Genomic DNA, 24,287 nt, shown 5'->3' on the forward strand with positions numbered 1-24,287 from the left:
GCATATTTATAGCAGCCACAGGCTCAGCCGCGACCCGACAGCACCTCCGTGATGCTGCGACGCTTGGCGTAACGCTCGCTGGCGTGGATCAATTGTTCGAGATCTTCGGGGGTTACGTCGAAAAACGCTTCCATTTCCTCAAGTGCCATTTGCAGGTCTTGCGCGGTAATGGCCTGGCGATCGACGGGAGGATGGTCGGCCGGTATGACCGCTACAGGTTCGCTGGCGCGCTTGGGATAACGCACGCGCGTGAGGTTGTTGTAAGCCAACGCAAAGGCGAGCAGGCCGGAGCCGGCCAGCATTGCAGCGCCGAGCGCCTGCCAGTCCAGCGCAACGATGGAGTGGTCGGCCAGCACCAACGTCGCCGCCAGGGCTCCCGCCGGAGGGTGCAGGCAACGCAGCCAGCACATCAACACCAGCGCCATGCCGGCGGCCAGGCAAGCGCTGCCCAGCGTGCGGCCGAGCACATGGGCCACCAGCAAGGCCAGGACCGACGCGCACAGATAACCGCCGAAAATCGACCAGGGCTGGGCGAGGGCACCTGACGAGACCGCAAACAGCAGCACCGCTGAGGCCCCGAGTGGGCCGATCAGGTGTTGCGCCACTTCCAGGCCGAACACTTGGCCACAGAGCCAGACACTGAACATTGTTCCCAAGGCCATGCCGATGGCGGCGCGGCTCCATTCGGTGGGACGGGTATTGATAGCAGCGGGGAACCAACGAGAAAACATTAAGCGACGATCCAAAAAACGAACAAAAAAAGGGGCTTACGGGAGAATCCCTGAAAGCCCTTTAAGTGTTCCAACAGTTGGGGGAGGAACAGTGCACAGTGTGCCCCTCGCCACCTTCGCTTACAAATTCATATAAATGCTGTTTGAGTGCAGTTATTTTGAGGTAAGGAAGCTCACGCGCGCTTGGACGCTTCAAACCATGCCTGCTGGGCGATGGGCAAGTCCCGCGATTGTCCTCGGCCCATCGGGAAATAGGTAAAGCCTTTGTCTGCCATGCGATCCGGGTCGTAGAGGTTTCGACCATCGAAAATTACCGGCGCCTTGAGTCGTTGCTGGATCAGTTGGAAATCCGGCGCCTTGAACGACTGCCATTCGGTGCAGATGATCAGCGCGTCGGCCCCCGCCAAGACCGATTCCGGCGTGCCCATGAGCATCAGTTTCGATTCATGGGGATAAAGCCGTTGGGTCTGTTGCATGGCTTCCGGGTCAAAGGCACGGACGCTGGCCCCGGCGGCCCACAACGACTCCAGGAGCGTGCGGCTGGGGGCGTCGCGCATGTCATCGGTGTTGGGTTTGAAGGCCAGGCCCCACAGCGCAAAAGTCTTGCCCCGCAGATCGCCGTTATAGAACGCGTTGATGCGTTCGAACAGCTTGTGTTTCTGGCGCAGGTTGACGGTTTCCACCGCTTGCAGCAGGTCGCTGGAGCAATGCGCTTGCTCGGCGGTGTGGATCAGGGCACGCATGTCCTTGGGAAAGCAGGACCCGCCGTAGCCGCACCCTGGATAAATGAAGTGGTAGCCGATGCGTGAGTCGGCGCCGATGCCCTGGCGCACCGACTCGATGTCTGCGCCCAAGTGTTCGGCCAGTTCGGCGATCTGGTTGATGAAGCTGATCTTGGTCGCCAGCATGCCGTTGGCCGCATATTTGGTCAGCTCGGCGCTGCGGACGTCCATGAACAGGATCCTGTCGTGGTTGCGGTTGAACGGCGCGTACAGCTCGCGCATGGTTTCGCGTACTTCCGCGCGCTCGCAACCGATGACGATGCGATCCGGGCGGCGGCAATCGGCGACGGCCGAGCCTTCCTTGAGAAACTCGGGGTTGGAGACGATATCGAACTGCAGCAAACGCCCGGCCTTGAGCAGGCATTTGTCGATGTGGGCCCTCAGGACATCGCCGGTGCCCACCGGCACGGTGGATTTCTCCACCACCACGACGGGCCGTTCGCGATAACGGGCGACCGCTTCGCCGACGGCCAGGACTTGGCGCAGATCCGCCGAACCGTCGTCCCGGGATGGGGTGCCGACGGCGATGAAAAGCACCTGGCCATGTTCCACCGCGACCTGTTCGTCACAGCTGAAATGCAAGCGCCCGGCTTCAAGCCCCTCGCGCACCAGCGCCGCCAACCCTGGCTCATAAATGCTGACCTGGCCCTGGCGCAGGGTTTCGATCTTCTGCGCATCAATGTCCATGCACACCACGTCATGGCCCACTTCGGCCAACACGACGGCTTGCACCAATCCAACGTAACCACTGCCGAACACACTGATTTTCATGGCGGACTCCCTGGACCATCCCGAGCAGGCGCAACCCGCGGCTCGCCGCAGTGCGCAGGTTTCAGGATAGGGCGGGGATGTTGCAGTTCACTGACAGGTACGGCGGCTAACCTTCGTGCAGACGGTATTGAGCCGGCAGTTGCGCGATGAATTCGTCGACCACCTCCCGCGTCAGGCTGACGATGTCTTCAACCCGTTCCATGCCGGCGCCGGTCCGCCAACTGGCAATGATGTCCATCACCGACGGCAGCGGCACGCCGTCCACCAGGGTCAAGGTTCCTTGGCTCAGTTCGCCCACCACCAACGCCGCCGGCATGGCGCCGATACCAAAGCCGTCCCGCACCAGGCGGGTGATGGCCGAAGCCGAATTCACGCAGTTGATGCGCGGCGAGACGACGTTGGCCGAGTGCAGCATGTTCAGGAGGTCCTGGTGCGGCCGTGAGTTGCGCGAAAACGTCACCACGCGTTCTTGGGACAGATCCTCCAGGGAAGCGTAGTGCCGGTCATACACGGAGCCGGTACGCGCCACCCAATGCATGGGATAGCGCGTCAATAGGGTGTTGCGCACGCTGTCCAGGCGCAGGATGTCGGTCTGGAAAATGATGTCCTGGTAGCCTTTTTCCAGCTGCGAGCAGAGGTTACTCGCGGTGTCGGCGGTCAGCTCGATTTCCAGCGCCGGGTAGCGCTCCATCAGCCGCGTCACCAAGGGGCTTAGCCAGGTGTGGATCACCGTGTCCATCGCGCCAATGCGGATCCGCCCGCGCACTTGGCGCGGATCCTTGATCACCGCTTTCATGCTCTGCATGGTGTCCATGATGCGTTCGGCGTATTCCAGCACCCGCTGGCCTTCGGAGGTCAGCGACACGCCCTTTGAATCGCGCACGAACAGGCGCACGCCCATTTCATCTTCCAGGGCCGCGATCCGGCTGGAAATGGACGCCTGGGTGGTGAACAGCTTTTCCGCCGTGAGGCGAAAGCTCTTGAGGCGGGCGACCCAGACGAAGGTTTCGAGAAACTTGATATTCACTGGGGCGCTACCTCGCGGCGGTCATGGGCATTCAAGCCGGGCCCCGAACGGAGCCGAGGGGATTGATCAGGTGTTGGATCGATAACTGAGCGGTGTTCATCGCGTGTCCTTCAGGTTGAAAATCTGCCTCGTTCGATTTTACAACTCACTGTTCCACAGGTCCGTCACCAGCATGCAACCCGGCGCGTGGGTGATGCACAACGGCGGACGAGACGCCTGGACCACCGATTGGGGCGTTACACCGCAGGCCCAGAACACCGGTATTTCATCTGCTTCCACCGGCACTGCATCACCGTAGTCCGGCGCGTCCAGCGAGTGAATGCCGATCAGCGCAGGGTCGCCGATGTGTATTGGAGCGCCGTGGACGTTGGGCATGCGCCCGGTGATCTGGATCGCCTGGATCGCCGCGGCGGCTTTCATCGGTCGCATGCTCACGACCATTTTGCCCGATAGCCGCGCGGTCGGGCGGGTATCAATGTTGGTGCGGAACATGGCGACATTACGCCCCAAGTCGATGTGCCTCAGACGGATACCGGCCTCAAGCAGCGGTTGCTCGAAGGAGAACGAGCAGCCGAGGGCGAAGGCCACCAGGTCATCCTGCCACAGGTGTTCGATGTCCAGCGGTTCTTCGCTCAGTTCGCCGTGACGGAACAGCCGATAGCGGGGCACCTCATGGCGGATATCGATGGGAACGCCCAAGTTGCGCAGGAACGGGTCGCCGGGTTCGCTCACGTCCAGCACTGGGCAGGCCTGGCGATTGAGTGTGCAGAACCGCAAGAATTCGTTGGCCCAGTCACCCGGCAGGATCACGATATTGGCTTGCACCCGACCCTGACCCAGGCCGCTGGTATGACCGTGGTATCGACCGGCTGCGATGTTCTGGCGCAGGGCTTGGGGCGTACAGGGCTGCAATTGCTCGAATGACAGGGCGGATGGACTCATCTGGGGATCTCCATGGTTCTTTTTCTAATGAACCCTTTTAGAAAATCAGCGCGGCGGCGTCCAACAAGGAAAATCAGTACCCCCCGACAAGTAAAAGTTATTCGACGCTCGACAGACCGGGCGCCGCTACGCCAGACGAAGGTTTCGAGGAACTTGAGGCTCATGGGCTTCTCTTGGATTGATCGTTCTTATGATTGCAGTTGTTACTCCAGCTCAGGCCTGGGCGGGCATCAAATTTTCTTATGCCCAAGCGTGCCTTTTTCCCGTTTGACGCGCTGATGCGCCGCTGGGAAGAATCCGCCCCACGACGCCCCGCCAGGCGCGTCGTCTCCACGACACTGCCCCACACAATAAACGAGGTGCGTACGCCGTCCCCAAAGGGACCGCTCGTGCTCAGAAAAAGGAGCACCCCCATGTCCCGTTTCATCGCGATTTGCTGGCGCGTCACACCGCCCGGCACCTTGCTCGGCCTCGGCCTGCTCGGCGCGCCGATAGCCCACGCCGACTTCTCAGGCGACAGCAAAGCCAGCCTGGAGGCCCGCAACTTCTACTTCAACCGTGATTTCCGGCAAGAGGGCGCGCGGGACAAGGCCGAAGAGTGGGCGCAAGGCTTCTTGTTGCGCATCGAGTCGGGGTACACCGCCGGCACCTTGGGTTTGGCCTGGGCTGACCTTCATGACCCGCTACATCAGCGGCGACAACGTCCAGCGCAGCGCCGCCGGCGACGGCAAGGAATGGGAACGCAACACCGACATCGCCTATGTCATCCAGGACGGCACGCTGAAAGGGCTGGGTTTGAAATGGCGCAATGCAACGGTGCGCTCGAACTTCGGCAATGACCTGGATGAGAACCGGCTGATTGTCAGTTACACGATGGCGCTGTGGTAACGCCCCGCTGGGCCACCGTCACGCCTTGACCCAGCGCTGGCGGCTCCAACTGCTCAATGTGTCGACGGTGAAGACTAGCACCAACATGGCCAGGATCACCGTGCTGCCTTGGGCTTCCTGGAACAGGCTGAGGCTGACATAGAGCATCTGGCCCAGGCCCCCGGCACCGACGAAACCCAATACGCTGGCCATGCGGATATTGTTTTCCCAGCGGTACAGCGTGTAGGCCAATAGCTGCGGCATCAGGTTGGGCAGGGTGCCGTAGCAAAAAGCCCAGAGCGCGCTGCCGCCTTGCAGGCGAATGGCGTCGGCGGCTTGTGGCGGGGTGTTTTCCAGCGCCTCGGCAAACAGCCGGCCGAGCACGCCGACCGTGTGCAAGGCCAGTGCCAGCGTGCCGGCATTGGGGCCGAGTCCCGCGGCGAACACCATCAACGCCGCCCACACCAGTTCCGGCACCGCGCGCAACGCGTTGAGCAACAGGCGCGACGCGCTTTGCAGGGGCCAGCCAAGTCGCCCGGCGGCAGGCAGCGCCAAGGCCAACCCCAACACCGCCGCGAGCAGCGTGCCAACAGCAGACATGGCGATGGTTTCCAGCGCGCCGTGGCCGACCGCCTTCAGATAGGCCGGGCTCAGGTCGGGGCTGAGGAAGCGTTGCGCATAAGCGGCCATCTGCTTGAGATTGGTGTTGTCAGCCAACGCCGCCAGGTCGATGCCCAGGTACGCAAACGAGGCAACGACTGCCGCGCCAATGCCCAGCATCATCAACGTGTTGAGCAAGCGATTCATGCCAGCCTCCAGCGCAGCAGGCGACTGAGCTGATCGGCAAGCAGCACCAGTGCCAGGAACATCAGGAGCAGGCTGGCGACTTCTCCGCCGGCGAACATGCGCAACGACAGGTCCATTTGCTGCCCCAGGCCACCCGCACCAACGAAACCCATCACCACCGAGGCGCGAACGGCGCATTCCCAGCGATACACGGTGTACGACAGCAGCTCGGCGGCGACGTTAGGCAGGATCCCGTAGCAGAATGCCGCGAGCCGGCCGCTACCGGCCTGCATCAACGCGTGGGCCGGCCGCTGGTCGACCGACTCGTAGATTTCCGCGTAGACCTTGCCGAGCATGCCGCTGTAGGTAATGGCGATGGCCAACACACCGGCGGTCGGGCCCAGGCCGACGGCCCGGACAAAGAGCAAGGCCCAGACGATTTCCGGCACGCTGCGCAGGAAAATCAGCAGGCCGCGTATCGGCCAACGCAGCCACTGGCCCCATTGACTGGGCCTACCGGCACGGTACGCAGCCGACAATGACAAGGCGCGGCTGGCCAGCAGGCTGGCCGGAACCGCAAACAAAAGCGCCAGGGCCATACCGGCGGTGGCGATCGCCAAGGTCTGCAACGTGGCTTGCAGCAACATCTCGACGAACGCCTCGTCATGGGCCGGCGGCCAGAACGCGGCGACGAACCGGCCCATTTCGCTCTGGCTGTCGCTGGCCAGCAGCACGCCAAGGTTCAATTCGCTGAATCGCAGGCTCGGCCACAACAGGATTAGAGCCAAAAGGCCCATAAGCAGGCGAGGGCGGGCGGCCGGATCCCGGGAGTCACGCTTCAGCATCGGGGGATCTGCACGCTCGAGGATGGCGGTGGACTCGACAAGGACGCCAGTTGGTCATTGGCATACAGCGTGTCGAGCTGCTTGCGGTCGACCGCTTCGGCCGGCAAATCGAAGAGAATCTGGCCGTCTCGCAAGCCAATGATCCGGGAGAAATGTCCGAGGGCCAGCTCCACCGCATGCAAGCTGGTAACCAGGGTCACGCGATGTTCCCGGGCATGTTGGCAAAGCACCGACAGGGTGTGTTCGGCCAGCACCGGGTCCATCGCCGATACCGGCTCGTCCGCCAACAGCACCTCGGGCGCCTGGTACAGCACGCGGGCGATGCCGACCCGTTGCAGCTGTCCGCCGGACAACTGCTGGCATTGCGCGAACAGCTTATCGTCCAGGTCCAATCGGGCCAAGGCCGCCCGCGCACCTGGAATATCCAGCGGATGCAGCAGGTTCAGCAGGCTCTTGCCCATGCCCCACTGGCCCAGTTTGCCGGCCAGCACCGCCGTGACCACGCGCTGGCGCGGGGGCAGGGGCGGCGCCTGATGGATAAGACCGATGCGCGCGCGCAAGCGCTGACGCTGACGCGCCGAGAGTTCCCAGGCTGACTCGCCCAACACCTGAACCTCACCCTGAGCCGGGCGCAGGGCAGTGGCCAGCACATTGAGCAAGCTGGATTTGCCAGCGCCCGACGGGCCGATGATAGCGACCTGTTCGCCCGCGCCGATGTGCAGGTCCACGCCACGCAGCGCCTGGGCGCCGTTGGCGTGAATCACGCTGGCCTGGGTCAGACGCAATGTCATTTGAGCAGGTCGGCGGCGCGTGCGGCTTCTTCGATGCCCTTGTAGTTTTCCGGCTTGGTTTCGATGAAGCGGCTGGCGGCTTGCAGGTCGAGGATTTCCTTGTCCTTCGGGTTCGCCGGGTCGAGCGCCAGGAACGCTGCCTTGATCTTGGCTGCCAGCGCCGGGTCGAGGGTGCCGCGCACGGTCCAGTTGTAGTCGAAGTACGCCGGGGTGGTGGCAAAGACCTTGACCTTGTTGGTGTCGACCTTGCCGGCAGCCACCAGTTTGTCCCAAACACTGGCGTTGAGCACACCGGCATCGACCTTGCCCGCCTGGACCCAGGCAGCGGTCGCGTCATGGGCGCCCGAGTAACCTACACGGCTGAAATAGCTTTCCGGCTTGATCCCGTCCTTGAGCATGAAATAACGCGGCATGAGGCTGCCCGAGGTGGACGAGATCGAGCCGAAGGCAAAGCTCTTGCCCTTGAGGTCGGCCAGGGACTTGACGGCGGGATCGGCGGTGATGAATTTGCTGGTGAACTGAGCATCCTGCTCACGTTGCACCAAGGGAATGGCGTTGCCGGTCTTCAGGCGTGCCTGCACGAAGGTGAAACCACCCAGCCAGGCCAGGTCGATCCGGTCGGTGGCCAGCGCCTCGACCACGGCGGGGTAATCACCTACCGGTATGAATTCCACTTTCATGCCAGTCTGTTGCTCCAGATAGGCACCCAGTGGCTTGAATTTGCGCAGCAGTTCGGTCGGCGCTTCATCGGGGATCGCGCTGACCTTCAAGGTGTCGGCGGCCTGGGCCAAAATGGAGCTAAAGGACAGGGTCAAACCGACGGCCAGTGCCAGGGTACGCTTGAGCATGAAAATCTCCGGTGCATGAAGGCAGGAATATTCAAGCGCCAGGCATCGACCGGGCGCAGTGTGAGGGTAGACGAATAGAGGCGATTTTGATCGTTTCTACCGACCAGGTAAATCTTGCTGAATCGAAGTGCCGGGATCGTACAAGGTCAAACCCGTGATGCAAGCGGTTCTTTGAAGGAATTCGTTACCACCCGAATACACAATTTTTCACCACGGCTGCAGGTTACCCATTCATTATTTATAGTCGCTTGCCCCATCACCTTTCTGGAGCGTCAACAACATGCTCAGCGCCGAGCTGAAGTCTTTCCACATGGTCGCTCGCCTGGCCAGCGTCACCCAGGCGGCGAAGAAGCTCGGGCTCAGCCAGCCGACGGTCACCACGCAGATACGCAACCTGGAAGCCCAGTACGGCGTGGAGCTGTTCTTCCGGGGAGGCCGGCGCCTGACGCTGAGCGATGAAGGCGCGCAGTTGTTGCCGATGGTGCAGAAGCTGTTGCAGCAGGAGGCCGACATCGATTTTTTCCTGCGCAACAGTGGCCAGGTGCAAGGCACGCTGCGCATTGGCGCCACCGCCCCTTATTACGTGCTCGATATCATCAAGGGCTTTCGCGAGCAGTTTGCGCTTTGCGAAGTGACCCTGGAGATCGGCAATTCGCTGCAGGTCATCGAGGCGCTGGAAGAGTACCGCGTGGACCTGGCTGCGTCCTCGCAACTGGTCGAGGACGCGCGTCTGACGCGGTTGGTGTTGGGGCATGACCCGTTGGTGCTCGCCGTACACCGCAGCCACCCACTTGCCAGCCATGATCGTGTGCCGCCGAGCGCCCTGGCCGGGCACTGCCTGCTGATGCGTGAGAAAGGCTCGACCACCCGCTCACTCACCACGGCGCTGCTGCTGGAGGCGGGCGTGGCGACAGGCCCGTTGTTGGAGATCGGCAGTCGCGAGTCGATTCGCGAAGCAGTCCTGCGCAACATCGGCGTCAGCATCATCGCGCGTCATGAAGTGCCGGAGAACCCGCAGCTCAAAGTCGTTGAACTGGAGGGCGCGCCTTTGATTGCGGAATACCTTTACTGTTTGAAAGAGCGCCGCCAGGCCCGACTGCCCTCGGCATTCCTGGAGTTGGCACGAGCGACAACCGGCGCCTGAACCCGCTACGCAAATTTGCCGATGGCACTATCGGCAGCTTTTAGCCAACTGCCATCAAGCCTTCGTACTGCCTGCCTACCATGACTCTCGTCGAGCTGACAGCTCATCGAGGTTACGTCATGACAAGAACACGCTCCGTAGACATGCAGATTCGCGACATCCATAAGGGTTTCGGAGCCTTCCAGGCGCTGGATGGGGTATCGCTGGATATCGCCGCGGGTGAACTGGTGTGCTTGCTCGGGCCGTCCGGCTGCGGCAAGACCACGCTGCTGCGCTGCATCGCCGGCCTGGAGCGGCAGGACCGTGGGACGATCATGATTGGCGCCCGGGATGTCTCGACCCTGGCGCCCCAGGCGCGTGACTACGGCATCCTTTTTCAATCTTATGCGCTGTTTCCCAACCTGACGGTGGAACAGAACATTGGCTACGGCTTGGCCGGTAATAGCCACGAGACGATTCGCCGGCGGGTCAACGAAATGCTCGACCTCGTCGGGCTGTGCGGCAGCGAGAAAAAATACCCGGGCCAGCTCTCGGGCGGACAGCAGCAGCGAGTCGCCTTGGCCCGTGCCTTGGCCCCGGCGCCGTCGTTGCTGCTGCTCGACGAACCGATGTCGGCCCTGGATGCCCGGGTACGCGAACATCTGTGCAGCGAGTTGCGCCAGCTGCAGAAACGCCTGGGCGTCACCACGTTGATGGTCACTCACAACCAGGACGAAGCGATGTTGATGGCTGACCGCATCGCGGTGATCAATCAGGGGCGCGTTGAACAATTTGCCAGCGCTCAACAGATCTACCGCGCACCGGCGACTGCCTTCGTCGCCGACTTTGTCGGGCAGGGCAACTGGCTGCCCTTCGAGCGCGGGCAGGATGGCCAGGTGCGCGTCGGCGGGCACCGCCTCAACCTGCATGGGGCTGACGCACGCCGCAGCGGACGACTCTTCTGCCGCCCGGAAGCGGTACGGATCAACCCGTCGACGCCGGAAGACAATCTGTTCGATGCACAATTGTGTGAGCTGACCTTCCTCGGCAATCGCTGCCGCTTGAGCTTTGAGCTGGACGCGTTGCCGGGCCACACGCTGCTGGCGGAGCTGGAGCCACACGCCATGGCGCAGCTGACCCATGCGCCGCTAAAAGTCGCGCTGCCGTCCCACAGCCTCCAGGTGTTCAGCTGATATGGAAGGCACGATGACCATCAAGCCGGCCGTGTTGCAGCCACGCCAAGTACCCGGTGATCTGGCAGACCGGGTGTTCATTCGCGGCGGGCAATGGCTGCTTCTGCTATTGCTGGTACTCGCGGTACTGCTGCCTTTGCTCGCCATGCTGTGGCGTGCTTTCAGCGGGGACGCCAGCCAGGGCGGCGGCCTGCAGTCGGCGCTGAGGTTGTTCACCAGCGCCCATTTCCGTTGGCTGATAGGCAACAGCCTGACGGCTTCGCTGACCGTCGCGGCAATCGTTGTGCCGCTGGCCTACGCCTTCGCCTATGCCTTGCAGCGCACCTGCATCGTGGCCAAGCCGTTGTGGCGAGGCATTTCGCTGCTGCCGTTGCTGGCACCATCGATGTTGCCGGGCATTGCGCTGATCTATCTGTTCGGCAACCAAGGGCTGTTGCGCGGTTTGGTGACCGACAATATCTACGGGTTCTGGGGCATCGTCCTCGGGCAAGTGATCTACACCTTTCCCCATGCGTTGATGGTGCTGATGTCGGCTTTGGCGTTGGCGGACGCGCGCTTGTTCGATGCCGCTGCGAGCATGGGCGCCTCGCCATCGCGAGCCTTTCGCAGCATCACCTGGCCCGGCAGCCGCCAAGGTGTGTTCGCGGCCTTCTGCCTGGTGTTCACCCTGTGCATCACCGATTTCGGCGTGCCCGTCACGGTCGGCGGTGATTACCAAGTGCTTGCGTTGGAAGCCTACAAGGCTGTCGTTGGCCAACAGCAATTTGGCCGAGGGGCGCTGATCGGCGTGATTCTGCTGCTGCCGGCGTTACTCAGCTTTGCGGTGGACGCGTGGCTGCGTCGTCGTCAGCGCGACACCCTGAGCGGTCGAGCACAGGTTTATCACCCGTCGCCGTCATGGGGCAGGGACGCTGCCTTCCTGAGCGTAACGGCCCTGATCTGCTGCGCGCTGATCGGCGTGTTCGGCATGGCGGTGTACGCCTCACTCGTGCAGTTCTGGCCGTACGACCTGTCGTTGTCGCTGGAAAACTATGCCTTTTCCGAGCTGCCCGGCGGCTGGCTGGCTTATCGCAACAGCCTGTTGCTGGCGCTGTGCAGCGCCTTGTTCGGCAGCCTGCTGATCTTCACCGGCACTTACCTGATCGAGAAAACCCGGCAGAGTCCGCTGACCCGGATCCTGCGCTTGCTCAGCTTCGTGCCAATGGCCGTGCCCGGCCTGGTCCTGGGCCTGGGCTACGTATTTTTCTTCAACGTGCCGGGCAATCCGCTGAACAGTTTATACGGCAGCCTCGCCCTGCTGGTGGTTTGCACCGTCGCCCACTTCTTGACGACCGCGCACATGAGCGCAAGCACGGCCCTGCGGCAGCTCGACGACGAATTCGAAGCCGCGGCGCTGGCGCTCAAAGTGCCGCTGGCTCGCCACTTTCTGCGGGTGACGTTGCCCATGTGCCTGCCAGCGCTGCTCGACATCATCCGTTATCTGTTCGTGTCAGCGATGACCACCGTCTCGGCGGCGATCTTTCTCTACAGCCCTGACAGCGTCCTGGCCGCAGTGGCCGTGCTGAACATGGACGACGCCGGCAATGTCGGCGGGGCCGCCGCGATGTCCACGCTGATCCTGCTGACCTCGGCCGGTGTGTCGCTGCTGCTCGCGGCACTCTCGCGCCGGCTGGTGCGCCGTTCCCAAGCCTGGCGCCAGCTGGCACCGGGTCTTTGAAAATCCTGGAGATAGTCATGCATTACCAAACCCCTACACACCTGCAGGCGGCCATTCTCGATTGGGCGGGCACTGTGGTGGACTTCGGTTCGTTCGCGCCGACGCGGATCTTCGTCGAAGCCTTCGCCAGCTTCGACATCGAGATCAGCCTGCAAGAGGCGCGTGGCCCGATGGGCATGGGCAAATGGGATCACATTCGTGCCTTGTGCAATCAGCCGGTGGTGGCTGAACGTTTCCATCGCCGCTTCGCACGTGCGCCGAGCGACGAGGACGTGACCGCGATCTACCAACGCTTCATGCCGCTGCAGATTGCGAAAGTCGCCAACCATTCAGACCTGATCCCCGGCGCATTGGACAGCATTGCTGCGCTGCGCCAGCGCGGTCTCAAGATCGGCAGTTGTTCCGGGTATCCCAGGCAGGTGATGGACAAGGTTGTCGAACTGGCCGCGGCCAAGGGTTATCGACCCGATCACGTGGTCGCCACCGATGACGTTCCCAAGGGGCGGCCAAGCCCGGCGCAGGCGCTGGCCAATGTGATTGCCCTGGGCCTGGACGACGTCGCGGGCTGTGTGAAGGTCGACGACACCGAACCCGGCATTCTCGAAGGGCGCAGGGCAGGGATGTGGACCGTGGCGCTGCGTTTTTCCGGCAATTTCCTCGGCCTCGACTGGGAGCAGTTCCAAGCCCTCTCGGCGCAACAGTTGGCGACCGAGCGTAGCCGCATCGACGGTTTGTTTGCTGCCTGCCGCCCGCATTATCTCATCGACACCATTGCCCAATTGCCCGCCGTGATTGACCAGATCAACGCGAAGCTGGCCCGCGGCGTATTGCCGTCCCATACCTGAAAGCCCACTGACTGACACGGAGCAGTACCATGTCCAAACGCATCACCTTGGCCGCTGGCTTGCTGGCCGCCTGTACCTTCCAGGCCCGGGCCGATACTGAACTGACTGTCTATACGGCCCTCGAAGTCGAGCAGCTCAAGGCCTACAAGCAAGCCTTCGAGCAGCAGAACCCGGACATCGAGATCAAATGGGTGCGCGACTCCACCGGCATCGTCACCGCCAAGCTGCTGGCAGAGAAGGATCGCCCGCAAGCCGATGTGGTCTGGGGACTCGCCGGCTCCAGCCTGGCGATTCTCAAGCAACAGGGTTTGCTCGATACCTACAGCCCGGCGAATCTCAACCAGATCGCCGCCAACTATCGGGATGCCGATACACCGCCAACTTGGGTCGGCATGGACGTCTGGGCCGCCGCGATCTGTTTCAATACGGTGGAAGCACAGAAGCAGGGCCTGCCCAAGCCCACACGCTGGGAAGACCTGGCCAACCCGGTGTACCAAGGCAAAATCGTCATGCCCAACCCGGCCTCGTCGGGCACCGGTTACCTGGATGTCAGCGCCTGGTTGCAAACCTTCGGCGAGGCCAAGGGCTGGGCCTACATGGACAAGTTGCACGCCAATATCGGCCAGTACACGCATTCCGGCTCCAAGCCCTGCAAGCTGGCGGCCGCCGGCGAGTTCCCCATCGGCATTTCGTTTGAGTACCCGGCCATCCAGCTCAAGCGCAAAGGCGCGCCCCTGGACATCGTGCTGCCCGCTGAAGGCCTGGGCTGGGAAATCGAAGCCACCGCCATCATCAAAGGCACCCAACACTTGGACGCCGCCAGGAAACTCGCTGATTTCTCGGCCAGCCGCGAGGCCATGGAACTGTACAAAGCCAACTTCGCCGTCCTGGCACAACCGGGCATCGCCGAACGTTTGCCGGAGCTGCCGGCGGACTACGAACAACGGCTGATCCGCAACGATTTCGCCTGGGCATCGGGGAACCGCGACAGGGTGCTTGCCGAGTGGCGCAAGCGTTACGACGGCAAGTCAGAACCCGTCGCCAAATAGCGTTCTGTAATGCCTGTCGCAGGCCCGGCGGTGTCGAGCGGGCCTCATAATATCGATCGTTTCCAAGGAGTTTTCATGTCTGAGCACGACTGCGATCTGCTGATCGTCGGCGCTGGCATTCTCGGGTTGGCCCATGCTTGGGCGGGTGCCAAGCGCGGCCTCAAGGTCAAGGTGTTCGAGCGCAGCCATACGCCGCTGGGCGCCTCGATTCGCAACTTCGGCCAGGCGTTGGTCGGCGGCCAGGCGCCGGGCATCATGCTGGACCTGGCACGGGAGGCGAACGGTTTATGGAAGACCCTGGGGCAGGGGGCCGGGCTGCATATGCACCAACAAGGCTCACTGTTGTTCGCCCGCACTGAGGTCGAAGAAGCATTGCTCGAGGCCTTCGTGAACGGGCGGGGCGCGACGTTGGGCTATCGCACCGAACTGCTGCGTGGCGAGGCGCTGGCGGCACTCTATGGCGGCCGTTTTGCCCACCATCGCGCGGCGCTGCTCGGCCTGGATGATCAGCAGTTGTATTCCCGCGAGGCGCTTGCGCAGATTGTCGATTACCTGGGCGCCTTGGGTGTCGAATTCCACTTTTCGACGCTGGTGCGCGATGTCCAGAGCAACTGTGCGTTAACCAGTACCGGACGCTTTACCGCGCGGCACATTGTCGTGTGCTCAGGCCATGACTACCAGACGCTGCTGGCCGAGCAAATCGCCGCGCTAAAACCGCAGGTGTGCGGACTTCAAATGCTGCGCGTCCGCCCACATCGGCCCTTGGCGTTGCGACATGCATTGCTCACAGGACTGAGCTGCGTGCACTACGGCGCCTTCGCCGATCTGCCTGAAGCGCAGGCCATCCGCGCGCAGATCCGCACGAACCATCCGGAGTTGGAGACGCATGGCATCCATTTGCTCATCAGTCCCACACCGCACGGCGATCTGATCATCGGCGACTCCCATGTCTACGGCAGCGACATCTCGCCGTTCAACGCCGAGCAGGTGGATCGGATTCTGATCGATCTTGCGCAAGATACCCTGGGCGGCCAAATCGAAGTACTGGAACGATGGCAAGGCGTGTATGGCGCGCGCGGACCTGGGCCGTTCAGCGTGCTCGCAGCCGCGCCGGGGGTTACCGCTGTGCTGATGCACACCGGGTTGGGGATGAGCGTGGGCCTTGCGCTTGGCGAGCGCACCGTTGCGGCCTTGCTGGGGGAAGCTCGCCCGCACAGTTCGGCGGCGTGATCTCAAATGCGCTACAAGGGGGGCCGTGCAGCGGCCCCCAACGTGGCTGACTTCAATACACCTGGGGCACGATCAGTTCAGGTGGCGTGGGGCTGCGGGAATAGTCTTCTTGCCTGACGCGCTGTGGCAGTTCGATTACCGGCAGCTCTACCTCTTCATAGGCCATCTGCCCAAGAAGATGATTGATGCAGTTGAGCCTGGCTTTCTTTTTGTCATCGGCCTGTACCACCCACCAAGGTGCTTCGGCAATGTGGGTGCGTTCAAGCATGATTTCCTTGGCCTTGGTATAGGCTTCCCACCGCCGGCGCGACTCCAGGTCCATGGGGCTGAGTTTCCACTGCTTGAGCGGATCATGGATGCGACTCAGAAAGCGCAGGTGCTGTTCCTGGTCGGAAATGGAGAACCAGTATTTGATCAACTGGATGCCGGAGCGAGCGAGCATGCGTTCGAACTCCGGCACGGTACGGAAAAACTCTTCGTACTGATCTTCGTTGCAAAACCCCATCACTTGTTCCACACCCGCACGGTTGTACCAGCTACGGTCGAACAGTACGATTTCGCCCGCCGCCGGCAGATGCGAGACGTAGCGCTGGAAGTACCATTGGGTACGTTCGCGGTCATTGGGGGCGGGCAGGGCGGCGACCCGGCAGACCCGGGGGTTCAGGCGTTGGGTGATGCGCTTGATGACGCCGCCTTTGCCGGCGGCATCCCGTCCTTCGAACAGGATCACGACTTTGTGGCCCGTCTTGACCACCCAGCTTTGCAGTTTGACCAGTTCGCCTTGCAGGCGGAACAGCTCGCTGAAATACAGCCGCCGAGCATCCTTCTCAGTGCCTTCCGTTACGTGCTCATCGAACAGCGCATTCAGGTCGTGCCCGTCTTCGGACAATTCCAGTTCCAGCTCTTCGTCACTGTGATCAAGCAGCTCACGGTGGATGCGCTGTATCAAGGTGTCTGGTGCAGAGGACATAGAAGGGGGCTCGCGGATTGAGGATGGCAAAGTGTTAGGCGAAATTTGTTACGAACCCATTACATCGAAATGCTTTGCTGCGGTTACAGGAGGAAAAGCATGCTGCTTGCCATTGAGCTTTCATGAAAACGTAACAAAACTGCTGCAAAGTTCGGGAGCCCGTAATCACAAGGTGTCCCTTAATGAAAAGTTTGATGAAGTCTGCTGCGCTCGCCATTGCGGTTTCTCTGTGTGCCACCTCGGCGTCCTTCGCAGCAGAGAATGTCCGTCTGACGGGTTCCGGGGCGAGTTTCCCTGCGCCGATCTATCTCACCTGGTTCAAGGATTTCAGCAAGAAATCCGACGGTGTCACCGTTGATTACCAATCCAAGGGCAGCGGCGCGGGCGTACAGGACTTCCTGAACAAAACCGTCGATTTCGCCGCCAGCGACTCGGCAATGAAAGATGAAGATATCGCCAAGGTCGCCGAAGGCGTGCAGTTGCTGCCGATGACCGCTGGGGAAATCGTGCTGGCCTATAACCTGCCGGGCAATCCCAAGGGTCTCAAGCTGCCACGCGACGTATACTCAAACATTTTCCTGGGCAAGATCACGCGCTGGAACGATCCGCAGATCGCTGCCGCCAACCCGGACCTGAAACTGGCCGATACGCCGATCACGGTAGTCGTGCGTGCGGACTCCAGCGGTACGACCGCGGTGTTCACCAAGCACCTGGCAACCATCAACCCTGACTTCAAGCAGGCGCTGGGCGAGGGCAACACCGTCAACTGGCCGGCCAGTGACAAGTTCATCAAGTCGCCGAAAAACGATGGCGTCACCGCTACTGTGCGTCAAACCCCGGGCGCGATTGGCTACATCGAATACGGCTTCGCCAAGTTGGCCAAGGTCGACTTCGCCCAACTGCAGAACAAGGCCGGCAAATATGTCGTGCCGAACGCCGAAAGCGGTGCCGAGGCCCTGGCTGCGGTGAAGATGCCGGAAAACCTGGTGGCCTGGCTGCCGGATCCGGACGGTGCCAAGTCCTACCCGATCACGTCCTACACCTGGATGATCTTCCGCAAGGATAACGGCAATCCGGCCAAGGCCAAGGCCATGCGTGAAATGGTCGAATACAGCCTGACCGAAGGCCAGAAGATTGCCGATTCGATGGGTTACATCCCATTGCCGCAATCGGTCGTCGAGCAGGTTCGCAAAGCCTCCGCCAACATCCAGTAATGCCGTGAGGTCTCTCCCGGTGTGTGCTCCCAGCATGCCGGGGGAGTTTTCCCCCTTGTTCCGGACTTAGCCAATGAACAAACCTTTTGTCGTACCGGTTAATCCGGACTCCGCCTGCCAACCACCCTCGACGAAGGACTTCCTGGTTGATCGCACCTTTCGTGCGCTTGCGCGCATCGGGGTGATCCTGATTCTGGCATTGGTATTTGCGCTCGTGTTCGAAGTGGGCCGCAAGGCGCTTCCCGGCATGGAGAAACACGGTTTCGACGTGCTTTTAGGCAGCGTCTGGGACGTTAACCAGGGCAAATACGGCATTCTGCCGGCTATCTGGGGCACGCTCTACAGCGCCCTGATCGCGTTGTTGATCGCAGGCTTCTTCGGCGTCAGCATGGCGATCTTCCTGACCCAGGACTTCCTGCCGCCCAAGCTTGCCGCCATCTTTCGCACCATTGTCGAATTGCTCGCGGCCATTCCAAGCGTTGTCTATGGCCTGTGGGGGATCTACGTGGTGATCCCGGCGATTCGGCCACTGACGACCTGGCTGAACAGCGAGCTCGGCTGGGTGCCTTTTTTCGGTACCTCCCTGAGCGGACCGGGGCTGCTCCCTGCGGCACTGGTACTTGCCATCATGATTCTGCCGACCATTGCCGCCGTTTCCCAGGATGCTCTCACGGCCGTACCGATGAAAACCAAGCAGGCCGCCTATGGCATGGGGACTACCCATTGGGAAGCGATTCTCAAGGTGATGGTGCCGTCCGCCGCCACCGGCATTTTCGGCTCCCTGGTTCTCGGCTTGGGGCGCGCGTTGGGTGAGACCATGGCGCTGGCCATGCTGGTAGGCAATGCGAACAACATTTCCCTCTCGCTGTTCGCGCCGGCCAACACGCTGGCGGCCTTGCTCGCGCTGAACTTCCCGGAAGCCGGGCCGAACGAGATCGAGGTGTTGATGTATGCCGCACTGGTGCTGATGTTGATTACCTTGATCGTGAACATTTTCGGCTCCTTGATCATGATGTATGCCCAACGGGGAAATAGGTGATGACTGATCTCTCTGCTGCAACAGACTTGACCGCCCCTGCAGGCGCGATGCCCAGCCTGCAGCGCAAGTTCGAGGGCCGCGCCCTGCGCAGCCTGATCCTGACCACCCTGGTCTGGACGGGTGCGCTACTGGCCAGCGTGCCGCTGATTTCCGTGCTCTACATGCTGATTACCCGCGGTGGCGCTCGCCTGAACCTGGAAGTCTTCACCGAACTGCCGCCGACAGGCTTCGAGATGGGCGGGGGCTTCGGCAACGCAATGGCAGGCACCTTCGTGATGGTCGGTATCGCGGCGGCAATCGCGGTGCCGGTCGGCATCATGGCGGCGATCTTCCTGGCTGAACTGGGGCCGGACAGCAAACTGGCGAACGCCTCGCGTTTTGCCGCCAAGATGCTCACGGGTCTGCCTTCGATTCTGGCCGGGGTATTCGCTTATGCCCTGGTGGTGATGACCACCGGCACTTATTCGGCACCGGCGGGTGGCGTAGCGCTGGCGGTACTGATGCTGCCGATCGTCGTGCTGACGGCGGAAGAGTCGATGCGCATGGTGCCCAAGATCATGAAGGATGCCGCCTACGGCATGGGCTGCACCCGCTCACAGGTGATCTGGAAAATCGTCTTGCCTACCGGCATGCCGGCAATCCTGACCGGCGTCATGCTGGCCGTGGCACGTGCCGCGGGCGAGACGGCACCGTTGTTGTTCACCGCGTTGTTCAGCAACTACTGGATCTATCACCAAGGCAGTCTTGAGGTGATGAACCCGACTGCATCGCTTGCAGTGTTGATCTACAACTTCTCCGGCATGCCTTTCGATAACCAGCTCGAGCTCGCATGGGCGGCCTCGTTGGTGCTGGTGATGATCGTGCTGTTCGTCAACATCATCAGCCGTATTTTCGGCAAGCCTAAGTATTAAGAACGGGAGCATCTGATTTTGAACGTATCCACTGCGCAAATAGCCGCTCCGTTTGTCACCCAGGCGCCTGTAGTCATGGACTGCAAACTGGACAAGATTTTCTACGGAAACTTCATGGCGGTACGTGACAGCCATGTGCCGATCGAGAAGAACAAGATCACCGGATTCATCGGGCCTTCGGGCTGTGGCAAGAGTACCGTGCTGCGCAGCCTCAACCGGATGAATGATCTGGTGAAGGGGTTCCGTTTCGAAGGGCACGTGCACTTCCTTGGACAAGACGTCTACGGCAAGGGCGTTGATCCGGTGGTTGTGCGCCGCTACATCGGCATGGTGTTCCAACAGCCGAACCCGTTTTCGATGAGCATCTTCGACAACGTCGCGTTTGGCCTGCGCCTCAATCGCTACAAGGGCGATATCGGTGATCGGGTCAAGCACGCGCTGCAAGGCGCCGCGCTGTGGGACGAGGTCAAGGACAAGCTCAAGGTCAGCGGCCTGTCGCTCTCCGGTGGCCAGCAACAACGTCTGTGCATTGCTCGCGCCATCGCGACCGAGCCGGAAGTCCTGCTGCTGGATGAGCCGTGTTCGGCACTCGACCCGATCGCTACCCGGCGGGTCGAGGAATTGATGGTCGAGTTGAAGAAGGACTACACCATCGCGCTGGTCACCCACAACATGCAGCAAGCCATCCGTGTCGCGGACACCACGGCGTTCTTCTCCGTGGATATTTCCCAGGGCACGCGCACCGGCTATCTGGTGGAGATGGGCCCGACGACGCAGATTTTCGATAACCCGCGTGAACAGATGACCGGGGATTACATCAGCGGTAAGTTCAGCTGAGCAACACCCCCGGTCAAGGCCGTATACCTGCAGAAGCCAAATGGATTTGGCGGGCATCCGGTAGACATTTACCCGCGTTTCCAAGGAGCACCAATGCCCGCAACACATCGGCTTGATTTGCCAGCAATTGAACGCGCACTGCGTGAAGTGCAGAGCCGCTTCGCCGAACTTAGCCGGCATTTCACGGAGCCCCGCGATCCCCTGACCGACGAAGTGCTGCACAATGTGCTTGAAGGTTACGCATTGGTTGACGAGTATGTTGCCCGCGGCGTTGACCTGTTCGATCTTCAGCAACTGAACCTGATGCTGGAGATCAATGCCACGGTACTCTGTGGCCGAGACCCGGCACGCCGCTTGGAATATGCCCAGCACCTGGCAGCGACCGAGGAGCATTTCTTTAACAACGTTGAAGGCGGCATCAAGGATTTGTTCAATTGGTACTGCGCGTATCGCAGCGAATCAGTCTGGAAACGTGCGGCTGGCGTCTATGTCCGCATCCTCAGCAAGCCCCAGTTGTTCATCGAAGGTAACAACCGCAGTGGGTCGCTGATCGTCAGCTATTTGCTCATGCGCGCCGGATTGCCTCCTTTCGTGCTGACGCTGGAGAACGCCGAGGGCTATTTCAACCCGTCCTCGGTCATACGCAATTCCGCCAAGCACGGCGTCAAGGCCTTGTACGAATTGCCCAAGATCAAGAAAAAATACGCAGCTTTCCTAGAAGAACAGGCACCTGATCCGATGAAGTTTTTTCTCAAAGGCAAGTCTTTACCCCTTTATCAAGGTGGTCATCGATGAGCGGGTCTGCAACGCTCGTCAAGTGCAAAACCTTCAGCAGCCGGGTAGGGCAGGCCATCCGCTGCGCTCTGCCGACGCAGCTGTTCAAGCGTCAGCGCATACGAATCTCGTTTGATATCGATGACACACTTGCCTGCCAACTCCACCACTGCGCAGTCGAACAAAGCAGGCTGCCAGCCTGTGTTCATCGCTGGTTGGGTGAGCCGTTGCGCGAGGGCACACGTTCCCTGATCCGAGAGTTGCGCCGCCAGGATTGCAGCATCTGGGTCTACACGTCGTCCGGTCGCACGCCGTCCTACATCAGGCGCTGGTTGCTGCTATACGGAATCCGCGTCGATGGAGTGGTCAACAGCGTGCTGCACAATCGCGCATTGACGGTGCACGGGCTGGCGAATTCGCCTTCAAAGTATCCGCCGGCGTTTGATATCGACTTGCATGTCGATGATTCCGAAGGCGTGCAAATTGAAGGTAACGACCATGGGTTTCGGGTTGTCGTAGTACATCCAGAGGATGACCGCTGGACACAGAAAGTCCTAGATGCGGTCACGATTGTCCAGGCGCAACTCGTTTGGCAGCAAATGCGCAGGCATGAAGAGCCGGTCTATCAACGAGCACAAGCTTTCCTTGAAGAAGCGGTCAGTTCTCGATGAGGGCATGGATCTACAGGAGCTGATTCAATGGTTCGCATAATGTATATTATGTTAAACAAGATGTGTAATCCTGTTTACAGCGTTACTGGCGTCCGGCCCCTATCATCCTGCCTCATCCAGACTACCCCTTCCATGTGCCTCTACTTACAACACTGGGCTACCGCTCACATCCGATGATGCTCCAGCAGAAAATCTACAAACACCCGCACCCGCGCAGGCATTGCTGCGCCTCCTACAAAGACGGCATGGATCGGCTCACGATCTCCGGGATTCCAGCCATCGAGTAGCTGCACCAAATCGCCGCGCCGCAGATCCTCGGCCACGCTGAATTCGCCGATACGCGCGATGCCGGCGCCTACCCGTGCGAATTGCGCCAGCGCCTCTCCACTGCTGCATTCGATGTTGCCGCTGACCTTCAGGGAGAATTCTTTGCCGTCGCGGGTGAACGGCCAGTTCGGTTCGGCGCGACGAAAATTGAAGCGCAAACAGTTGTGCCGCAGCAGGTCTTCCGGTTCCAAGGGGGTGCCATGGCGCTCTAGATACTCGGGCGACGCTACCACCACCTGGCCGATGTCGCCGATCCTGCGCGCGGTCAGCGGGCTGTCGGGCAGATAGCCGAACCGCACCGCCACGTCGGCCTGGCCGCCAAGAATGTCGACCACTTCGTCGCCGAGGGTAAGGTCGACGACGATGTTCGGGTAGCGCGCGCTGAATGCGGCCACCAAGGGAACGATTGCCTGTCGCCCATGGCCGAGGGCTGCACTGACCCGCAGACGGCCCCTTGGCACGCCTTGGTCGGCGATGGCGTCTTCGACCTCGGCCATGTCGGCCAGGATACGCCGGGCGCCGCGTAGGTAAGCTTCGCCCTCGGCGGTGAAAGTGATCGCTCGCGTGGTACGCAACAGCAAGCGGGTGCCAAGACGATGTTCGGTACGCGCAATGATCCGACTGACCGCCGAAGGTGTCAGGCCCAATGCTCGGGCGGCGGCCGACAAGCTGCCCTCCTGCGCCACCATGGCGAAAATCGCCATTTCACCTGATCTACCGTTGAAGTCCATTTGTGCTCCGAAGGCAAAGGTCTTTGCCAGAAATGCTATCTACCGCCTGAAAAGGTAGCATCGTAGCATTTGCTGCACAGATGAGGAGACTTCCATGCGTATCAATCCACCACTTGTCGCGCTCGCCATCGGTGCCTTTGGCATCGGCGTTACTGAGTTCGCCCCCATGGGCATGTTGCCGGGCATCGCTGCGGATCTCGGCGTTTCCATTCCCGCCGCGGGTCTGTTGGTCAGTGCTTACGCCTTGGGCGTTCTGCTCGGCGCGCCGCTGATGACCCTGACCACCGGGAGGATTCCCCGGCGCTACCTGCTGATCGGACTCATGGCGATTTTCACCCTGGGAAATCTGATGTCAGCCCTGGCGACCGATTACTACAGCCTGATGTTCGCCAGGGTGGTGACCTCACTGAACCACGGTGCGTTCTTTGGCGTTGGCTCCATTGTCGCCGCCAGCGTGGTCGCCCCGGAAAAACGTGCCGGGGCGGTCGCGGCCATGTTCATGGGCCTGACCCTGGCGACCATCGGCGGTGTGCCGCTTGCCGCCTGGTTTGGCGAATTGTTTGGCTGGCGCAGCGCATTCTGGGGAATTACCGGCCTGGGCGTAGTGACTATGGCCGCGTTGTGGTTCGCGCTGCCCAACCTGCCGGCACCGCAAGGCAAAGGTGTGCTGGCCGAAATTCGGGTGCTGGGCCGTGGCCCGGTGCTGGGAGCGTTGGCCCTGACCGTGGTCGGTTCAGGTGCGATGTTCACCGTTTTCACTTATATCGCCCCGATCCTGACCAGCGAGACTCATGCCTCCACGCCCTTTATCACTGCCATGCTCGTGCTGTTCGGTGTGGGGCTGACGCTGGGCAATATGTGGGGCGGCAAGGCCGCGGATCGCTCGATAGACCGCACCTTGATCGTTTCGCTGAGCGTGCTGATCCTCGTGCTGCTGGCGTTCACCGTGCTGATGCGCTGGCCGCTGCCGGCCGCAATTGCCATCTTGATCTGGGGTATCGCCAGTTTTGCCTTGGTGCCTCCATTGCAGATGCGCGTGATGGACGCCGCCAAGGACGCACCCAACCTGGCCTCGGCAGTGAATATCGGTGCCTTCAACTTCGGCAACGCGATGGGTGCGGCGCTCGGCGGCGCGGTGATCAACGCGGGGTTGGGTTATCCAGCGATTTCCCTGGCCGGAGCGGCAATGGCGGCTCTGGGATTGCTGATGGTGTTGGCTTTTGCCTGGCGTTCCAGGGTGGTTGCGGCTGAGGCGGTGTGAAGTCC

Annotated in this window: 23 protein-coding genes and 2 pseudogenes; 15 read left to right on the plus strand and 10 right to left on the minus strand. The window is 61.3% G+C overall.

Translation table 11 applies throughout. From position 1 onward, the window contains the following. Positions 1-23: 23 nt before the first annotated feature. The 4 genes from J3P95_RS12830 to J3P95_RS12845 all read right to left on the minus strand — a co-directional run bounded on the left by J3P95_RS12830 (position 24) and on the right by J3P95_RS12845 (position 4,253). Positions 24-731, minus strand: coding sequence for an HPP family protein (locus J3P95_RS12830; RefSeq protein WP_434563636.1), 708 nt, complete (start codon positions 729-731; stop codon positions 24-26). A 173-nt stretch (positions 732-904) separates the two neighbouring features. Then, positions 905-2,284: a UDP-glucose dehydrogenase family protein gene (locus J3P95_RS12835; protein WP_434581109.1), complete on the minus strand. Its 1,380-nt coding sequence runs from the start codon at positions 2,282-2,284 to the stop codon at positions 905-907. 106 nt (positions 2,285-2,390) lie between these two features. After that, on the minus strand, positions 2,391-3,311 hold the full coding sequence (locus tag J3P95_RS12840; protein WP_434563640.1) for a LysR family transcriptional regulator: 921 nt from the start codon (positions 3,309-3,311) through the stop codon (positions 2,391-2,393). Positions 3,312-3,449: 138 nt separating this feature from the next. Further along, on the minus strand, positions 3,450-4,253 hold the full coding sequence (locus tag J3P95_RS12845) for a putative hydro-lyase (protein WP_434563642.1): 804 nt from the start codon (positions 4,251-4,253) through the stop codon (positions 3,450-3,452). Positions 4,254-4,666: 413 nt separating this feature from the next. Between J3P95_RS12845 and J3P95_RS12850 the strand changes: the two are divergent. Together J3P95_RS12850 and J3P95_RS12855 are read left to right on the plus strand one after the other, a co-directional pair. Next, positions 4,667-4,847: pseudogene (locus J3P95_RS12850) on the plus strand (OprD family outer membrane porin); the annotation flags it as partial. Between the two features lie 41 nt (positions 4,848-4,888). Further along, positions 4,889-5,141 (plus strand): annotated as a pseudogene (locus J3P95_RS12855) (OprD family outer membrane porin); the annotation flags it as partial. Positions 5,142-5,159: 18 nt separating this feature from the next. Here J3P95_RS12855 and phnE read toward each other — a convergent pair. Genes phnE through J3P95_RS12875 form a run of 4 tightly spaced genes read right to left on the minus strand, consistent with a single transcriptional unit; the run spans position 5,160 to position 8,390 of the window. Then, positions 5,160-5,927 (minus strand): phosphonate ABC transporter, permease protein PhnE, encoded by a 768-nt coding sequence (gene phnE / locus J3P95_RS12860; RefSeq protein WP_434563644.1) that lies wholly within the window; start codon positions 5,925-5,927, stop codon positions 5,160-5,162. Next, positions 5,924-6,751: a PhnE/PtxC family ABC transporter permease gene (locus J3P95_RS12865; protein WP_434581107.1), complete on the minus strand. Its 828-nt coding sequence runs from the start codon at positions 6,749-6,751 to the stop codon at positions 5,924-5,926. Before J3P95_RS12865 ends, phnE begins: the two co-directional genes overlap by 4 nt. Beyond that, the gene (locus J3P95_RS12870; protein WP_434581105.1) at positions 6,745-7,542 is read right to left on the minus strand and encodes a phosphonate ABC transporter ATP-binding protein; all 798 of its coding nucleotides are present in this window, start codon (positions 7,540-7,542) and stop codon (positions 6,745-6,747) included. The genes J3P95_RS12865 and J3P95_RS12870 overlap by 7 nt, the downstream gene beginning before the upstream one ends. Further along, positions 7,539-8,390 carry a putative selenate ABC transporter substrate-binding protein gene (locus J3P95_RS12875; RefSeq protein WP_434581103.1) on the minus strand — a complete coding sequence of 284 codons (852 nt, stop codon included), beginning with the start codon at positions 8,388-8,390 and terminating at the stop codon, positions 7,539-7,541. The genes J3P95_RS12870 and J3P95_RS12875 overlap by 4 nt, the downstream gene beginning before the upstream one ends. A 280-nt stretch (positions 8,391-8,670) precedes the next feature. On the opposite strand from J3P95_RS12875, the gene J3P95_RS12880 reads away from it, so the two are divergent. The 6 genes from J3P95_RS12880 to J3P95_RS12905 all read left to right on the plus strand — a co-directional run bounded on the left by J3P95_RS12880 (position 8,671) and on the right by J3P95_RS12905 (position 15,547). Beyond that, positions 8,671-9,534 carry a LysR family transcriptional regulator gene (locus J3P95_RS12880; RefSeq protein ID WP_434581101.1) on the plus strand — a complete coding sequence of 288 codons (864 nt, stop codon included), beginning with the start codon at positions 8,671-8,673 and terminating at the stop codon, positions 9,532-9,534. A 119-nt stretch (positions 9,535-9,653) separates the two neighbouring features. Next, positions 9,654-10,706 (plus strand): putative 2-aminoethylphosphonate ABC transporter ATP-binding protein, encoded by a 1,053-nt coding sequence (locus tag J3P95_RS12885; protein ID WP_434581100.1) that lies wholly within the window; start codon positions 9,654-9,656, stop codon positions 10,704-10,706. A 13-nt stretch (positions 10,707-10,719) separates the two neighbouring features. After that, a complete protein-coding gene (locus J3P95_RS12890; RefSeq protein ID WP_434581098.1) occupies positions 10,720-12,423 on the plus strand; it encodes a putative 2-aminoethylphosphonate ABC transporter permease subunit in 1,704 nt (567 codons plus the stop codon). 17 nt (positions 12,424-12,440) lie between these two features. Then, positions 12,441-13,268 (plus strand): phosphonoacetaldehyde hydrolase, encoded by an 828-nt coding sequence (gene phnX / locus J3P95_RS12895; protein ID WP_434563658.1) that lies wholly within the window; start codon positions 12,441-12,443, stop codon positions 13,266-13,268. Between the two features lie 29 nt (positions 13,269-13,297). Next, a complete protein-coding gene (locus J3P95_RS12900) occupies positions 13,298-14,317 on the plus strand; it encodes a putative 2-aminoethylphosphonate ABC transporter substrate-binding protein (RefSeq protein WP_434563660.1) in 1,020 nt (339 codons plus the stop codon). 75 nt (positions 14,318-14,392) lie between these two features. Then, positions 14,393-15,547, plus strand: coding sequence for a TIGR03364 family FAD-dependent oxidoreductase (locus J3P95_RS12905; RefSeq protein WP_434557200.1), 1,155 nt, complete (start codon positions 14,393-14,395; stop codon positions 15,545-15,547). Positions 15,548-15,599: 52 nt separating this feature from the next. Here the strand turns inward: J3P95_RS12905 and ppk2 are convergent, their stop codons facing one another. After that, the gene (gene ppk2, locus J3P95_RS12910; protein ID WP_434557201.1) at positions 15,600-16,517 is read right to left on the minus strand and encodes a polyphosphate kinase 2; all 918 of its coding nucleotides are present in this window, start codon (positions 16,515-16,517) and stop codon (positions 15,600-15,602) included. Positions 16,518-16,699: 182 nt separating this feature from the next. Here ppk2 and pstS point away from each other — a divergent pair, with 182 nt between their 5' ends. The 6 genes from pstS (at position 16,700) to J3P95_RS12940 (ending at position 21,963) form a co-directional block, all read left to right on the plus strand. Further along, positions 16,700-17,731, plus strand: a complete 1,032-nt coding sequence (gene pstS, locus J3P95_RS12915; protein ID WP_434557202.1) for a phosphate ABC transporter substrate-binding protein PstS — start codon at positions 16,700-16,702, stop codon at positions 17,729-17,731. 73 nt (positions 17,732-17,804) lie between these two features. After that, positions 17,805-18,770: a phosphate ABC transporter permease subunit PstC gene (pstC, locus tag J3P95_RS12920; protein ID WP_434557203.1), complete on the plus strand. Its 966-nt coding sequence runs from the start codon at positions 17,805-17,807 to the stop codon at positions 18,768-18,770. After that, entirely contained in the window at positions 18,770-19,681 is a 912-nt protein-coding gene (pstA, locus tag J3P95_RS12925; RefSeq protein ID WP_186611880.1) for a phosphate ABC transporter permease PstA, read from the plus strand. Before pstC ends, pstA begins: the two co-directional genes overlap by 1 nt. A 75-nt stretch (positions 19,682-19,756) precedes the next feature. Beyond that, on the plus strand, positions 19,757-20,518 hold the full coding sequence (pstB, locus tag J3P95_RS12930) for a phosphate ABC transporter ATP-binding protein PstB (RefSeq protein WP_025214260.1): 762 nt from the start codon (positions 19,757-19,759) through the stop codon (positions 20,516-20,518). A 93-nt stretch (positions 20,519-20,611) separates the two neighbouring features. Further along, positions 20,612-21,313 (plus strand): hypothetical protein, encoded by a 702-nt coding sequence (locus J3P95_RS12935; protein ID WP_434557204.1) that lies wholly within the window; start codon positions 20,612-20,614, stop codon positions 21,311-21,313. Then, a complete protein-coding gene (locus tag J3P95_RS12940; protein ID WP_434557205.1) occupies positions 21,310-21,963 on the plus strand; it encodes a hypothetical protein in 654 nt (217 codons plus the stop codon). Before J3P95_RS12935 ends, J3P95_RS12940 begins: the two co-directional genes overlap by 4 nt. A gap of 164 nt (positions 21,964-22,127) precedes the next feature. On the opposite strand, the gene J3P95_RS12945 is transcribed toward J3P95_RS12940, so the two are convergent. Further along, positions 22,128-23,021, minus strand: a complete 894-nt coding sequence (locus tag J3P95_RS12945) for a LysR family transcriptional regulator (protein WP_434557247.1) — start codon at positions 23,019-23,021, stop codon at positions 22,128-22,130. A gap of 94 nt (positions 23,022-23,115) precedes the next feature. On the opposite strand from J3P95_RS12945, the gene J3P95_RS12950 reads away from it, so the two are divergent. Next, the gene (locus J3P95_RS12950) at positions 23,116-24,282 is read left to right on the plus strand and encodes an MFS transporter (RefSeq protein WP_434557248.1); all 1,167 of its coding nucleotides are present in this window, start codon (positions 23,116-23,118) and stop codon (positions 24,280-24,282) included. Positions 24,283-24,287: the final 5 nt, after the last annotated feature.

This window comes from Pseudomonas sp. Z5-35, assembly GCF_051131945.1.
Taxonomy (GTDB): Bacteria; Pseudomonadota; Gammaproteobacteria; order Pseudomonadales; family Pseudomonadaceae; genus Aquipseudomonas; species Aquipseudomonas marvdashtae.

Excerpts from the sequence above, each read along its gene's own strand:
- J3P95_RS12830 (WP_434563636.1), bottom strand. The coding sequence starts at position 731 with ATGTTTTCTCGTTGGTTCCCCGCTGCTATCAATACCCGTCCCACCGAA.
- J3P95_RS12835 (WP_434581109.1), bottom strand. The coding sequence starts at position 2,284 with ATGAAAATCAGTGTGTTCGGCAGTGGTTACGTTGGATTGGTGCAAGCC.
- J3P95_RS12845 (WP_434563642.1), bottom strand. The coding sequence starts at position 4,253 with ATGAGTCCATCCGCCCTGTCATTCGAGCAATTGCAGCCCTGTACGCCC.
- phnE (WP_434563644.1), bottom strand. The coding sequence starts at position 5,927 with ATGAATCGCTTGCTCAACACGTTGATGATGCTGGGCATTGGCGCGGCA.
- J3P95_RS12865 (WP_434581107.1), bottom strand. The coding sequence starts at position 6,751 with ATGCTGAAGCGTGACTCCCGGGATCCGGCCGCCCGCCCTCGCCTGCTT.
- J3P95_RS12870 (WP_434581105.1), bottom strand. The coding sequence starts at position 7,542 with ATGACATTGCGTCTGACCCAGGCCAGCGTGATTCACGCCAACGGCGCC.
- J3P95_RS12875 (WP_434581103.1), bottom strand. The coding sequence starts at position 8,390 with ATGCTCAAGCGTACCCTGGCACTGGCCGTCGGTTTGACCCTGTCCTTT.
- J3P95_RS12880 (WP_434581101.1), top strand. The coding sequence starts at position 8,671 with ATGCTCAGCGCCGAGCTGAAGTCTTTCCACATGGTCGCTCGCCTGGCC.
- J3P95_RS12885 (WP_434581100.1), top strand. The coding sequence starts at position 9,654 with ATGACAAGAACACGCTCCGTAGACATGCAGATTCGCGACATCCATAAG.
- J3P95_RS12890 (WP_434581098.1), top strand. The coding sequence starts at position 10,720 with ATGACCATCAAGCCGGCCGTGTTGCAGCCACGCCAAGTACCCGGTGAT.
- phnX (WP_434563658.1), top strand. The coding sequence starts at position 12,441 with ATGCATTACCAAACCCCTACACACCTGCAGGCGGCCATTCTCGATTGG.
- J3P95_RS12900 (WP_434563660.1), top strand. The coding sequence starts at position 13,298 with ATGTCCAAACGCATCACCTTGGCCGCTGGCTTGCTGGCCGCCTGTACC.
- J3P95_RS12905 (WP_434557200.1), top strand. The coding sequence starts at position 14,393 with ATGTCTGAGCACGACTGCGATCTGCTGATCGTCGGCGCTGGCATTCTC.
- ppk2 (WP_434557201.1), bottom strand. The coding sequence starts at position 16,517 with ATGTCCTCTGCACCAGACACCTTGATACAGCGCATCCACCGTGAGCTG.
- pstS (WP_434557202.1), top strand. The coding sequence starts at position 16,700 with ATGAAAAGTTTGATGAAGTCTGCTGCGCTCGCCATTGCGGTTTCTCTG.
- pstC (WP_434557203.1), top strand. The coding sequence starts at position 17,805 with ATGAACAAACCTTTTGTCGTACCGGTTAATCCGGACTCCGCCTGCCAA.
- pstA (WP_186611880.1), top strand. The coding sequence starts at position 18,770 with ATGACTGATCTCTCTGCTGCAACAGACTTGACCGCCCCTGCAGGCGCG.
- pstB (WP_025214260.1), top strand. The coding sequence starts at position 19,757 with ATGGACTGCAAACTGGACAAGATTTTCTACGGAAACTTCATGGCGGTA.
- J3P95_RS12935 (WP_434557204.1), top strand. The coding sequence starts at position 20,612 with ATGCCCGCAACACATCGGCTTGATTTGCCAGCAATTGAACGCGCACTG.
- J3P95_RS12940 (WP_434557205.1), top strand. The coding sequence starts at position 21,310 with ATGAGCGGGTCTGCAACGCTCGTCAAGTGCAAAACCTTCAGCAGCCGG.
- J3P95_RS12945 (WP_434557247.1), bottom strand. The coding sequence starts at position 23,021 with ATGGACTTCAACGGTAGATCAGGTGAAATGGCGATTTTCGCCATGGTG.
- J3P95_RS12950 (WP_434557248.1), top strand. The coding sequence starts at position 23,116 with ATGCGTATCAATCCACCACTTGTCGCGCTCGCCATCGGTGCCTTTGGC.